Here is a 12,776-nt window from a genome sequence, read left to right on the forward strand (position 1 = left end):
TTTGCTCCTCCATCCTGACCACATTTTTCCTTCTCTTACTCGAACGCTTCGACCAATGTAGCCAATCCTTGCCCGCCACCAATGCACAAAGAAACAACACCGTAGCGCGCTTTGCGACGACGAAGCTCATACAGGATGGCTCCTGCCAATCTGGCGCCGCTTGCGCCGAGCGGATGACCCAGAGCAATTGCTCCTCCATTCACGTTGGTCTTATCCGGAGACAAGCCCAGCTCACGCATGCACGCGAGAGATTGAGAAGCGAATGCTTCGTTTAGCTCAAACAGGTCAATTTGGTCGACCGTCATATCTACTTCGGCCAACAGTTTGCGGATAGCCGCAACAGGCCCAATGCCCATGATACGTGGGTCCACCCCAGCACTGACGAAGTGAACGATGCGCCCCAGCGGCTTCAAACCGGACTCGTCCAGCTTTTCCTTGTTCATGAGCAGCAAAGCGGCAGCACCATCATTAATTCCGGAAGAATTGCCTGCAGTTACACTGCCATTTTTGCGGAAAGCAGGGCGCAGCTTGGCGAGAGACTCCACACTGGAATCGCGGCGAGGGAACTCATCCGTGTCAAAAATCGTTTCTTCCCCTTTTTTCCCACGCAAGGTCACTGGCACGATTTCTTCACGAAACAGCCCTGCATCGATAGCGGCCACAGCCCGACGCTGACTTTCCGCTGCAAACAGGTCCTGATCCTCGCGACTGATTCCGAATTGCTCTGCCACGTTTTCAGCCGTGTCACCCATCGTCAGCTCTCCGTAGAGCGAAATCGGGGCCGAACGTGGGCCACCGAACGACTCGATCAAGGTCTGACCGCCTCGCTGGTACGGTTGTTCAAACTTCTCCATGATGTACGGCGAACGAGTCAGGTTTTCCACGCCACCAGCCAGCATGACACTACTGTGCCCAGCCTGGATCGATTGCGCAGCCAGATTGATTGCCTCCAGCCCGGAAGCACATACCCGGTTCACGGTCAGCCCTGGTACCGTTTCAGGCAAACCAGCTTTTAGCAATCCGACACGGGCTATATTAATGAAGGGGCCCGCTGAGATCACGTTCCCCATGATGACACCATCGACTGCATCCCCAGTCTGTCCTGCCTGATTGAGAGCACCGTTTAAAACAATGGCTGTCAAATCATCGATAGGCGTGTTTTTCAGACTGCCACCCAGCTTGCCGATCGGTGTACGTACCGCCGCAGCTACGTAGACATCTTCCCGTACTGGCATCAGACTTCACTCCCGTCTTTTGGCTGATAGCTGTAAAAGCCTTGACCGCTCCGTACACCGTAACGCTTTGCCAACACCAGCTTTCGCAATAACGGTGCTGTCCGATAGCGCTCTTCTGCCAGATCACGCTGCAATCCGCGGGAAATGGCATAGATCTCGTCCAAGCCGATCCGGTCTGCCCATTCCAGTGGACCGTACGGATAGTTCGTTCCTTTTTTCATCGCGGTGTCGATATCCTGTGGCGTCGCTGCCTTTTCCATCAGCGTAAACGCCGCTTCATTAATAATCAGAGAGAGAATGCGCGGAAAGACCAAGCCGACTTCATCCTCTACCACTTCTGTTTCTTTACCGAGAGACTGGAAAAAGTCCAGTGTCGCCGCCAAAGCAGCTTCCTCCGTCTGCAGGGCAGGAGCCACTTCAAACAGGGCGCGCTCTGCCAGTGGTACCAACGTGCCAAAACCGCATACGCGCTCTGGATTCTGCGTCCACGAAGCTGCCTCCGTCGCTGTGATCGCGAGGGAAGTCGTTACGATCGGTACAGATGGCGCTAGCAAGCGATCGATATCGCTCAGCTGCTCCTTTTTTGCCTCCAGATCGAGGCTGTTTACTTCCAGTGCCAAAAAAATCGCTTCCGGCTCGGCTGCTGCTTCCGTGAGCGAAACCACCCGATAACCGTTCATTTCTATTATTTGATGCAGTTCCGCATGAAGAGGGCTGTCCCCCGTGAGCAAAACCGTCTTATTTGCTGTAGTCATAGAAGCCATCCCCCGTCTTTCTGCCCAGACTTCCTGCCTGTACCATTCGTTGCTGGATTCGGCTGGGCTTGAATCGTCCTTCGTGGAAGAAATCGGTGTAGACCGATTGGGTCGTGGCGAAGTTGATATCAATCCCGATCATATCTTGTAGCTCAAACGGCCCCATCTTGAACCCGCCTGCTTGCTTCATGATCCGGTCAATCTGCTCCACACTTGCTACGTTATCTCCGAGAATTCGCAATGCCTCATTATAGTAAGGTCGGGCAATTCGATTCACGATAAAGCCTGGTGTATCCGTCACGAGTACAGGCACTTTGCCCAAATCCTCTGCAAAGCGATAGGCGGCCTGTACATTTTCTTCGCTAGACTTCTTCCCGCGGATCACCTCAATCAGAGGCATGACCGGCGCAGGATTGAAAAAGTGAAATCCGAGAATGCGCTCAGGATGTGGCAATCCTCCCGCGATTTCCGTAATGGAAATGGAGGATGTATTGGTTAAAAGCAACGCATCACTTCTGCAGATGCGTGAAAGGTCCCCAAAAATGGTTTTCTTCAGCTCTAGTCGCTCCGGCACTGCTTCAATGACAATATCAGCAACTGCGAGCTTTTCCATGTCGGATACAAAATGAACCTGATCCAGCGTCTCTGTTTTTTTCTGCTCGCTGATTTTCCCTTTTTCCACGTCCTTGGACAAAATCGATTGCAGGTAGCTCATCGCTTTGTCCAATACAGCCTGGTTTGCATCCAGTAACAACACTTGATGTTCACGGCGGGCACAGACGAGAGCGATCCCTGCTCCCATCGTTCCTGCGCCAATCACTCCTACTGTTTTTCTCTCCACTTTTCTCAACCTCCCCTTTGCCTTATCGGCCTGTAAATCGAGGAGCACGCTTTTCCATGAAGGCGGTTACTCCCTCTTTGTGATCCTCCGTGCTGCCTGCCGCCTCCTGTGCAAACGCTTCGTATTTGAGTGTCTCTTCCAAATTCATCTCGAGACCTTTGTACATCGTCCGCTTGATCAAGCCGATTGCTCGGGTAGGCAAGGCTGCAAGCTTACGAGCATACGCCACTGCTTCTTCCTGAAAGCTCTCTGCTGGATACACCTGATTGACAAGCCCGATCCGAAGCGCTTCTGCTGCCGACACCTTTTCCCCCGTCATAGCCAGCTCCAACGCTTTTCCCATTCCAACAATTCGCGGGAGGAAATAGCAACCACCCGAGTCTGGCACCAGTCCGATATTGACGAAGGCGTTGACGAACGAAGCCTTTTCCGATGCAAGACGAATATCACAAGCAAGCGCGACGCTCATACCTGCACCTGCTGCCACGCCGTTGACCGCTGCGATAATCGGCTTCTCCGTTTTTTGAAACTGGAGAATCATCGGATTGTAGCGTTCCCGTAAAAATCCGCCGAAGTCTACTTCGCCCCCAGCAACATCTCCGAGATCCTGCCCCGCATTAAAAGCGCGACCTGCACCCGTCAGGACGATACAACGGACATCTGCATCTTTTTGCGCCTGTTTGAGGGCATCCGTGATTTCCTTATTCATTTTTTCTGTGAACGCATTGAATTTATCTGGTCGATTGAGAGTTACGACTGCAACGCCTTCCGATACCTCGTACAAAATCGTTTCGTACATGGCCGCCTCCTAGTTTCCCGTAAACCGGGGTCTGCGCTTCTCCAAAAAAGCTTGCATGCCTTCTTTTCGATCTTCACTGGCGAGGAGCAGGTAGAAACCGTTCCGTTCGTAATCCATGCCTTCTTGCAGGGGAAGATCGTCCGCCTTATGCGCTGCCTTTTTAATGACCTGTACAGCGAGTGGCGGCTGCTTGGCGATTTGCTTTGCCAGCTTGAGCGCTTCCTGGTAGTAGGCTTCGACGGGTACGACGCGATTGACCAACCCGTACTGTAGCGCTTCCTTCGCAGAGATTGGATCTCCCGTCAAGAGCATCTCCATCGCTTTTCGCAAACCGACTGCGCGAACCAAACGCTGAGTACCACCTGCTCCAGGCATCACACCCAGCTTGATTTCCGGTTGACCGAAGACAGCCGTTTCCGACGCGATGACGATATCGCAGTTCATCATTAGTTCACAACCACCGCCGAGCGCGAAACCACTGACTGCCCCGATAATCGGTTTGGAGATCAGCGAGATGCGATCCCATACGGCAAACTGATCTCGCTTCATGATGTCGATCGCCGATGCTTCTGCCATTTCATTGATATCGGCCCCAGCGGCAAACGCCCTTTCATTTCCTGTGACGAGTATCGTCCGGATGTCCGGGTCTTTGTCCAGACGCTCCAGCTCTGTGACGAGCTCATCGATCAGCTGTAAATTCAAGGCATTGAGAATTTTCGGTCGATTCAGCGTGACAATACCGACCCCATCTTCGCGACCAGTGGTGATGAATTCATAAGACACGGGCTCATCTCCCCCTTTCTCCAACCAGACAGATTAAATGGCAGCTTGCGCTTTGTTACGATTGTCCACGACACGGATCGCTTTGCTCTCACTTCTCACGAGGGAGTTTGGCGGCAAGAAGCGCACAACCACCGATACGCCCAGCGAGCATTTGATCATATGACCGATTTCTTTGACCAACGAGGACAACGCAGAGCTATCGATAGAACCAATTTCATTCATATATTCAGGTGTCAATTCGCAGTGAACCTCAAAACGATCTAACGCTCCATCACGTTCAATGACGACTTGATAATGGGGCGCTAATTGTTTGAAAGTGAGCAGGACTGCTTCAATTTCCGTCGGGAATACATTGACCCCGCGAATAATCAGCATGTCGTCTACGCGACCTTTGATACGGGACATACGCATTGTGGTACGACCGCACTTACAAGGCTCTGGATTGAGGGAGGCAATATCCCCTGTGCGATACCGAACGACCGGGAACGCTTCCTTCGTCAAAGACGTGAACACTAGCTCGCCTTCTTGGCCATACGGGAGAACTTCACCTGTTTTGGGATCGATAATTTCCGCGTAGAAATGGTCTTCTGCGATGTGCAATCCATCTTGTGCTTCATGGCACTCAATCGATACGCCTGGTCCCATGACTTCGCTCAGCCCGTAAATGTCCACGGCTTTGATATCCAGTGCTTCTTCCAATTGATCACGCATTTCCTCGGACCACGGCTCAGCTCCGAAAATACCGTATTTAACGCTTGTTTCTCGTGGATTGATGCCTTGCTTTTTCATTTCTTCGACGATGTTGAGAACATAAGAAGGAGTTGCGGACAGACCACGCGGCTTGAAATCCTCAATCAACGTGATTTGGCGAGGGGTGTTTCCACCCGATACAGGCACAGCCACAGCACCCATGCGCTCAATCCCATTGTGCAGGCCCAATCCACCAGTAAAGAGACCGTACCCATAGGCGTTGTGGAAGATGTCGCCCGGCTCACCGCCCGCACAGCAAAGGGCACGAGCTACGATTTCTGCCCAGTTGTCCAAGTCATTTTTGGTGTAGCCTACAACTGTAGGTTTTCCTTTTGTACCTGAAGAACCATGGATACGCGATACTTCTTTGATATCTACAGCGAAAAGATTGAAAGGATAGTTCTCACGCAAATGCGTTTTCTTCATGAAAGGAAGTTTTTGGATATCCTCAATAGACTGGATATCCTCCGGCTTGACGTTTGCTTCATCAAACGCTTGTTTATGAAAGGGGACTCGCTCATAGACACGCTTTACGGTTTCTTGCAGACGTTTCAGTTGCAATTCTGCCATTTTCTCTCTTGACAGCGTTTCCATTTCCACGTTAAAAATCATACCGCTCCCTCATTTCTACGTTCTCGTTGTTTTACTTTTCTAGCTGTTATTCACCTTTAAACTCCGGTTTGCGCTTTTCTCGAAATGCTTCGAGTGCTTCCAGCCGGTCTTTGGTCGGAATAATCACTTCATAGCACATCGATTCCAGATCAAGGCCTGTTTGCAGATCTACGCTGGAACCGCGATCAATGGCTGATTTTGCCTGATAAACGGCAAGTGGTGCGTTGGCGAGAATCTCCCGCGCAAGTCCGACTGCCTGCTCGTTCAGCTCAGCAAGATCTTTGGCCACGCCGTTCACGAAACCTAGCTCATACGCATCTGCTGCTGAGATCCGACGTGCCGTCAGAATCAGTTCCTTGGCTTTGGAAGGACCGATCAATCGAGACAACCGTTGTGTACCACCTGCTCCTGGTATGATGCCCAAGCTCACTTCTGTCAGACCCATTTTGGCTTCAGCCACCGCATAGCGGAAATCACAGGCCAGAGCAAGCTCGAAGCCTCCACCAAAAGCAAACCCATTGATCAAGGCTATGGTCGGTTGAGGAAGTCTCTCTAGAGCGGTAAAGACATCTCTGATCTTGCGCACGTTTCGGCGTACTTGCTGCTCCGTCAACGTACGGCGTTCTTTTAGGTCTGCACCTGCACAGAACGCTCGTCCTTCTGCTTTTACCAACACCACGCGAATCTCCTTGGCATTCAGGCGAATCTCCTCGATGTTTTCACCCAGGCGATCCAATGTATTGTAGTTTAATGCGTTCAGCTCATCCGGTCGATTGAGTGTGATAAGCCCGATGTGTCCGTCAATCACGAAACGCACAGTTTCCTGATTCATCTTTGTCCTCCTTGTGCATCTGCAAAGAAATTACGCCTGACGGGTCCGTGCATAGGTGCCAGTTGCAACCGCGACAAGCTTGCCATCACAGGTAACGCGAGCTTCCATGATGATCAGCGTCTTGCCTGATTTCAGCACAGTGGACTGTGCCTCGAGCAGCTCACCCTTAGCCGGGTACAAGTACTGGATCTTGCTCTCTACTGTGACACATTGCTGTACACCGTCTACGTGAGGTGCCGCCCCATGCCCCATTGCCACATCGGCGAGCGTGGACGTAACTCCGCCGTGCACGACTCCTTCGATGCTGTTGAACAATTCTGGACGTATCTTCAGAGCGACCTTGCATCCCTGCTCATCTCGGTGGATGACCTCAATCCCCAGGTAGTCGTTGAACCGATTTCGGATATTCTCAGTCATCGCTGCGTCCCCTTTTTCGTACAGATAAGAATTTATAAGATTCTTATCCAGTATAAGTGCAACTAAGGCTCCACCAAAGGCTTGGCGTAGCCAAGTTTTCTAATCATCTCACGTAAAACAGTGAAAGGAGCCTTGGCATTTGCATTCGGCATCCTTTCTCCTGCTTTTTCTCTACAATTAGTTCGCTTCCTGATCCTCAATCGATACGAAGTACTCATTTTTGCGATACGCCAGTGCATCCAGTGTAGCGATCAGCTCATTCTCACTCTCTACGCGAATGCGGTACCAGGCCGTACGATTATTTTTCTTCTCCTCTGTTGCTGTCGCAACGAGGCGATTTCCTTTGAACCCTGCTGCCAGAAAGCCGATGTTCATCGACAAGGCCACAGAGGTTTTGCCATAGGAGTTGCAGGCGGCGGCGAATACGAAGTCTGCCAGTGAAAAGATCACGGCTCCATGCGCCGTTCCATGTGCATTCAACATATGGTCGGCGACCGTCAACTCTGCTGTTGCTGTCCCCTCACCTAATTCTATCAGCTTTATCCCGAGAAATTGTGCGTACTGATCATTTGCCAGCTTTTCACAAATCTCGTCGTAATGTTCTTGGTGGAGCCTACGCTCATCGATAAACGGTTTCGCGCTCATACTTAAACCACTTCTGCAAAGTGCATGGAGACCACTGGACCTGCAAAGCCACGGAGATCTTTTCCTGCCGCACGTCCTTCTGGTGATGACAACGCTTCCAATAATGCTTCTTTAGACTCGAAGTACATTTCGGCAATCAGATGCAGATCACTTTCTCCCATAGGAGTTCCGTATATTCTGCTAACTTCCATTTTGATCAAGCCTGGCATTTTCTCTGCTAACGGGGCATGAACTTCATTGTAATGCTTGTCAAATGCCTCGATATCCTCTGGTTTGCGATAAATAGCCACCAATTTCACCATCATGATCCCTGCTTTCTTATAGAAATTGTCTAATCATGTGACGTATATAAAGTATAACGTTATTTTAACGCACGTTATAGTTTTTATTATATAAACACTTCAGAAATGGCGCAAGTATTTTCCTTTTGCCAAATTACATCGTTCGACAACAACAAAAAGGCTTCTCTCCCACTATATGGAGAAAAGCCTCTGCTCATTCATTTGGACAGACTGTAGTCGAGGAAAGGAAAAAGGAGAAAACGCTTCGGATGGTGCCCCAAAGATCTTCCGCTTATTTCTCCTTTTTCCTCGGCCAGCATTGACTGTCCAACCTGTCTTTCTCGGAAGCTTTCCACGGAATTTCTGTTAGAACAACCTTTGAAGCCCAAACGGTTGGATCAATGAGGTTGTTCCCCCTTGAACCTCAGTAGAAAACAAGTTACTAGAAACCACAAAAGCTCGCAGGAGAAGCAGGTTTCCAGGCGGAGCGACTTCGGAACCCTACATAGCCGGAACAACGAATTCACGGGATCAAGAAGCGGTACCTCTGTCTTCGCTGCGAAGCGGCTACTACTTTACCGCTTCCCTGTGAATCGTTGTGGAGCGGACAGTCTAACCTTCCTCGCAGGGTGTAGACCGGAGCGGAGATCGGAAGCCTGCTTCTCCTACCTCAGTTATGTAGCTCGACAATTCTTTTCCCAAAATAAAAGAAAAAGGGCGGACACGAATGTCCACCCTCATTTCACTAGATCCAAACCCAGAATACGAACACGATGATCGCCAGCAGGATAACAAACAGTCCTGCAAAGATGCTAATCCGGGCAAATTCATGACCCTTTTGGTCCATATGCATCCAGACAAAGAGCTGGAAGAAGGCTTGAACAAAAGCCAGAACCACAATGAATGGTACGGTAAAGCTTGTCGGAATCACTTCGAAAGCAACTGCGATAAACGCCAGTGCTGTCAATACGAGAGAACCGATGAAAGCAACGAGATGTCGTTTTGGACTATCGTGCTTCACTTTAGGCTTACGCACTTCTTCTGTATGTGCTGCCATTGTTTATCCCACCTTTCCACCGATCATACCCATGAGATATACCACGGTAAAGATGAACACCCATACCACGTCGATAAAGTGCCAGTACAAGGAGGCCAAGTAGAACTTCGGAGCCGTTACCACAGTCAGGCCTTTTTTCGTCGCAGATACTTGCAGAAGGATAATCCAGAGGATCCCGAACGCTACGTGACCACCGTGGAATCCGACAAGGGTGTAGAAAGCAGAACCAAACGCACTTGTCGAGACTTTATGTCCTTCGTGCACATAATGCATGAACTCGTAAATCTCCAAGCCCAAGAATCCAAGACCGAGCAATACAGTAATGGCCAGCCATACTTGAATCTGCTTCAGATTTTTCTTGTGCAGAGCCAGCGTAGCCATTACGGCTGTCATGGAACTTGTCAACAGAAGCAGTGTAGCCGCAGCAACCAGTGGCATGTCGAACAGCTCTTGCGAGGTAGGACCGCCATTTGCTTGGTCGCGAAGCGCAATGAATGTTGCAAACAAGGAACCGAAGAGTACAGTCTCCCCACCGAGGAAGAGCCAGAAGCCAAGAAGTTTATTCTTGCCCTCAAGGGTGGCTTTTTCCGGTTCGTCAGGCAAAACTGCATTTGCATGATGTGTAGCCATTAAGCCTTAACCCCCTTGTCCTCGATTTCGTCCTCATGAATATGATAACCAGGATCGTCTTTAACCGAACGGGTAAACATGCAGGCGAATGTCACCAGCATACCGATCACGACTACCACGTAGTTGTGGTACATGAAACCGTAACCCGCGATGAACAGACCAAGAGACATCAAGAATGGCAAGAACGATGGTGATGGCATATGGATATCGCCCAATGGTTCTGCAGGCGTCATTCCTTTGTTGCCAGCCACTTTCTCGATCCAGAAAGCATCCAAACCACGAACCAGCGGAGTTTGTGCAAAGTTGTACTCTGGCGGTGGCGACGGAATCGACCATTCCAGCGTACGTCCATCCCATGGGTCAGCAGGAGCGCGTTTGGAGCTGCTCGCAGCAACGAAAACGTTTACGACGAACAGGATCGTACCTATTGTCATACCGAACGCCCCGATTGTACTGATCATGTTACCCATGTCGAGGTTTTGATCTTTGAGGTAGGTGAAGACACGACGCGGCATCCCCATCAGACCCAAGAAGTGTTGCGGGAAGAATGTCAAATGGAAACCAATGAAGAAGGTCCAGAAGTTCCATTTCCCCAGTGTTTCATTGAGCATTTTTCCGAACATTTTTGGCCACCAGTAGTACAGACCCGAGAAGAGTCCGAACACCAGACCCCCTACGATAACGTAGTGGAAGTGAGCAACTACGAAGTAGCTGTCATGGTATTGATAGTCAGCCGGCGGAATCGCGAGCATAACCCCGGTCATACCACCGATTGTAAATGTTGGAATGAAGCCTACTGCCCAGAGGTTTGCTGTCGTGAAGCGAATTTGTCCGCCCCACATGGTCAACAGCCAGTTGAAGATTTTAATACCCGTAGGTACCGCAATCAACATCGTTGCCAGACCGAACAGTGTATTGGCGATCGCACCCAGACCTGTTGTAAACATGTGGTGAGCCCACACCATGAATCCGAGGAAACCGATCAGCGCTGTTGCGAATACCATGGAGCTGTAACCGAACAGGCGCTTTCTAGCAAAGGTAGAAACGACTTCAGAAATAACACCAAATGCAGGGAGAATCAGGATATATACTTCGGGGTGACCGAAGATCCAGAAGAGATGCTCCCAGATGACAACGTTACCACCCGCATCCGGGTTGAAGAAGTTACCGCCGAACAGACGGTCAAACATCAACAGAACCAGACCAACCGTGATGGCTGGGAATGCGAAGAGGATCAAACCAGATGTAACAAAAGCGGACCAGGTAAACATCGGCATACGCATGAACGTCATACCCGGAGCACGCATGTTGATGATGGTAACCAGGAAGTTAATACCACCAATCAGTGTACCGATACCGGCGATCTGCAGACCCAATACGTAGAAGTCTACACCGTGGCCGCTAAATTGGTTCAAAGCCAAAGTTGTATACGATGTCCAACCAGCATCAGGAGCTCCACCCAAGAACCAGCTCGTATTCAGCAGCACTCCCCCGAAGAAGAAGAGCCAGAAACCGAGTGAGTTCACAAACGGGAACGCTACGTCGCGAGCACCGATCTGAAGTGGAACGACCGCATTCATCAGAGCAAAGATGATCGGCATCGCTGCCAAGAAGATCATCGTAGTTCCGTGCATGGTGATCAGTTCGTTAAACGTCTTGGCACCAACCATAGAAGACTCCGGATACATCAACTGCAAACGAATCAACAGAGCTTCAAAACCGCCAGCCAGGAAGAAAATCCCACCAGCAATCAAATACAGGATCGCGATTTTCTTATGGTCCACTGTCGTGAGCCAATCCCACAGCCCTGAGCGATTTGGTGCGTGAGAAGCATGTGCAGACACAGGTTTACCTCCTTTTAAGCGTCACTGCCTATGACGGGTAATATCTTTACGAATCTTACTTCACGCTGAGTGTGTCCAAGTAATCAACGAGCGCTTTTGTTTGCGCATCATCCAGGTTCAGGTTAGGCATGTTGTTGCCTGGCTTCACCTTTTGCGGATCTTTCAGCCACTCTGCTACGTTTTCAGGTGTATGTGCGAGAATACCCGCTACACGCTCACGATCTGCAAAGTTAGTCAAGTTAGGACCCATTTTGCCACCTTTACCGGCTACAGCATGGCATCCCAAGCAGCTCTTGTTGAAGATTTCTTGCCCTTGTGCTGCGCTTGCGCTGGTAGCTGTTGCTGGCTCTGCGGACTGAATGCCCTTCATGCCATTTGACCATTTGTCAAAAGCAGCTTGATCCATTACTTCTACCTTGAAGTCCATCAAGGCATGGGACGCTCCACAGAGCTCCGCACATTTCCCATAGAAAATGCCTGTTTTATCAGCTTGCAACCAGATTTTGTTCTCCTGACCTGGGTTGGTATCGATCTTACCGCCCAAAGCAGGAATCCAGAATGCGTGCATAACGTCTGCTGATGTCACAGTAAATTGCACTTTTTTCCCTACTGGCAGAACCAAGTCCTGCGAGGTTGCTACACCGAGATCTGGATAGTCAAATTCCCACCAGAACTGATGCGCTGTTACATTCACTTGAAGCGCTTCCTCTTTTGGATACTCCTTGTGAAGCTCGAAACCGGTCGTAACGGTAGGGACCGCCATTACAATCAGAAGCAGGAATGGAATTACTGTCCAAAGAATTTCAAGTGCATGATTGCCTTCCACCTGTTTCGGAATTCCCTGCTGTCCCGGACGCTTACGGTATCGGATAAGGACGTACGTGAAGATCAGCATAACGACAATAAAAACGCCGATCATGATAGCGGAGGACAGCTTCATCAAGTCAAACTGCATCGCTGCAACCGGACCGGAAGGCTTGAGCGTGGAGAGCTCATCTTTGCCACAACCGGTTAATGCCAGCGCCAGAAGACCAAACAGCGAAAGCTGACGCCAAAACTGTTGCCAACCCTTCATACCCATGAACCCCTCTTTCTTCGTGTTGGTAACGTTCTAGCCACGCTTGCAACTAGAAGTTTTTTGTACTCTTTTACTTGCAAGGATGGCTCTCTTTACTTTCCACAAATATGATACCCAACTACGAAAAGTATTAGCAACCATTCCAAAAACAAACAAATAGAGTAAAGGATTGCAGACTTCTACCCGCGCGTGGTAACCATTTAAGTATACATAAATT

14 protein-coding genes are annotated in these 12,776 nt (G+C 50.0%); all 14 read right to left on the reverse strand.

Annotated elements, in window-relative coordinates:
* Positions 1-35 precede the first annotated feature (35 nt).
* On the reverse strand, positions 36-1,235 hold the full coding sequence (locus AN963_RS15110; protein WP_055745383.1) for a thiolase family protein: 1,200 nt from the start codon (positions 1,233-1,235) through the stop codon (positions 36-38).
* A complete protein-coding gene (locus AN963_RS15115) occupies positions 1,235-1,990 on the reverse strand; it encodes a 3-hydroxyacyl-CoA dehydrogenase family protein (RefSeq protein ID WP_055745384.1) in 756 nt (251 codons plus the stop codon). The genes AN963_RS15110 and AN963_RS15115 overlap by 1 nt, the downstream gene beginning before the upstream one ends.
* On the reverse strand, positions 1,974-2,831 hold the full coding sequence (locus AN963_RS15120) for a 3-hydroxyacyl-CoA dehydrogenase family protein (RefSeq protein ID WP_152985672.1): 858 nt from the start codon (positions 2,829-2,831) through the stop codon (positions 1,974-1,976). The genes AN963_RS15115 and AN963_RS15120 overlap by 17 nt, the downstream gene beginning before the upstream one ends.
* Positions 2,832-2,853: 22 nt before the next feature.
* A complete protein-coding gene (locus AN963_RS15125; protein WP_055745385.1) occupies positions 2,854-3,630 on the reverse strand; it encodes an enoyl-CoA hydratase-related protein in 777 nt (258 codons plus the stop codon).
* A 9-nt stretch (positions 3,631-3,639) separates the two neighbouring features.
* A complete protein-coding gene (locus AN963_RS15130) occupies positions 3,640-4,413 on the reverse strand; it encodes an enoyl-CoA hydratase-related protein (RefSeq protein ID WP_055745386.1) in 774 nt (257 codons plus the stop codon).
* Between the two features lie 33 nt (positions 4,414-4,446).
* Positions 4,447-5,775 carry a phenylacetate--CoA ligase family protein gene (locus AN963_RS15135; protein ID WP_055745387.1) on the reverse strand — a complete coding sequence of 443 codons (1,329 nt, stop codon included), beginning with the start codon at positions 5,773-5,775 and terminating at the stop codon, positions 4,447-4,449.
* A gap of 46 nt (positions 5,776-5,821) precedes the next feature.
* The gene (locus AN963_RS15140; protein ID WP_055745388.1) at positions 5,822-6,607 is read right to left on the reverse strand and encodes an enoyl-CoA hydratase-related protein; all 786 of its coding nucleotides are present in this window, start codon (positions 6,605-6,607) and stop codon (positions 5,822-5,824) included.
* Positions 6,608-6,637: 30 nt separating this feature from the next.
* The gene (locus AN963_RS15145; protein WP_055745389.1) at positions 6,638-7,024 is read right to left on the reverse strand and encodes a PaaI family thioesterase; all 387 of its coding nucleotides are present in this window, start codon (positions 7,022-7,024) and stop codon (positions 6,638-6,640) included.
* A gap of 177 nt (positions 7,025-7,201) precedes the next feature.
* A complete protein-coding gene (gene paaI, locus AN963_RS15150; protein ID WP_055745390.1) occupies positions 7,202-7,669 on the reverse strand; it encodes a hydroxyphenylacetyl-CoA thioesterase PaaI in 468 nt (155 codons plus the stop codon).
* Positions 7,670-7,671: 2 nt separating this feature from the next.
* Positions 7,672-7,971, reverse strand: a complete 300-nt coding sequence (locus AN963_RS15155; protein WP_055746324.1) for an EthD family reductase — start codon at positions 7,969-7,971, stop codon at positions 7,672-7,674.
* Positions 7,972-8,695: 724 nt separating this feature from the next.
* Positions 8,696-9,007 (reverse strand): cytochrome C oxidase subunit IV family protein, encoded by a 312-nt coding sequence (locus AN963_RS15160; RefSeq protein WP_055745391.1) that lies wholly within the window; start codon positions 9,005-9,007, stop codon positions 8,696-8,698.
* Positions 9,008-9,010: 3 nt separating this feature from the next.
* Positions 9,011-9,637 (reverse strand): cytochrome c oxidase subunit 3, encoded by a 627-nt coding sequence (locus tag AN963_RS15165; RefSeq protein ID WP_055745392.1) that lies wholly within the window; start codon positions 9,635-9,637, stop codon positions 9,011-9,013.
* Complete coding sequence (gene ctaD / locus AN963_RS15170) at positions 9,637-11,481, reverse strand: cytochrome c oxidase subunit I (RefSeq protein ID WP_055745393.1); 1,845 nt, start codon at positions 11,479-11,481, stop codon at positions 9,637-9,639. Before ctaD ends, AN963_RS15165 begins: the two co-directional genes overlap by 1 nt.
* A 55-nt stretch (positions 11,482-11,536) precedes the next feature.
* A complete protein-coding gene (coxB, locus tag AN963_RS15175) occupies positions 11,537-12,556 on the reverse strand; it encodes a cytochrome c oxidase subunit II (RefSeq protein WP_055746325.1) in 1,020 nt (339 codons plus the stop codon).
* Between the last annotated feature and the right edge of the window lie 220 nt (positions 12,557-12,776).

It is taken from the genome of Brevibacillus choshinensis (assembly GCF_001420695.1).
In the GTDB taxonomy this organism is placed as follows: Bacteria; Bacillota; Bacilli; order Brevibacillales; family Brevibacillaceae; genus Brevibacillus; species Brevibacillus choshinensis.

Coding starts and splice junctions, on each gene's coding strand:
- AN963_RS15110 (WP_055745383.1), bottom strand. CDS start 1,235: ATGCCAGTACGGGAAGATGTCTACGTAGCTGCGGCGGTACGTACACCG.
- AN963_RS15115 (WP_055745384.1), bottom strand. CDS start 1,990: ATGACTACAGCAAATAAGACGGTTTTGCTCACGGGGGACAGCCCTCTT.
- AN963_RS15125 (WP_055745385.1), bottom strand. CDS start 3,630: ATGTACGAAACGATTTTGTACGAGGTATCGGAAGGCGTTGCAGTCGTA.
- AN963_RS15135 (WP_055745387.1), bottom strand. CDS start 5,775: ATGATTTTTAACGTGGAAATGGAAACGCTGTCAAGAGAGAAAATGGCA.
- AN963_RS15140 (WP_055745388.1), bottom strand. CDS start 6,607: ATGAATCAGGAAACTGTGCGTTTCGTGATTGACGGACACATCGGGCTT.
- AN963_RS15145 (WP_055745389.1), bottom strand. CDS start 7,024: ATGACTGAGAATATCCGAAATCGGTTCAACGACTACCTGGGGATTGAG.
- paaI (WP_055745390.1), bottom strand. CDS start 7,669: ATGAGCGCGAAACCGTTTATCGATGAGCGTAGGCTCCACCAAGAACAT.
- AN963_RS15155 (WP_055746324.1), bottom strand. CDS start 7,971: ATGGTGAAATTGGTGGCTATTTATCGCAAACCAGAGGATATCGAGGCA.
- AN963_RS15160 (WP_055745391.1), bottom strand. CDS start 9,007: ATGGCAGCACATACAGAAGAAGTGCGTAAGCCTAAAGTGAAGCACGAT.
- AN963_RS15165 (WP_055745392.1), bottom strand. CDS start 9,637: ATGGCTACACATCATGCAAATGCAGTTTTGCCTGACGAACCGGAAAAA.
- coxB (WP_055746325.1), bottom strand. CDS start 12,556: ATGAAGGGTTGGCAACAGTTTTGGCGTCAGCTTTCGCTGTTTGGTCTT.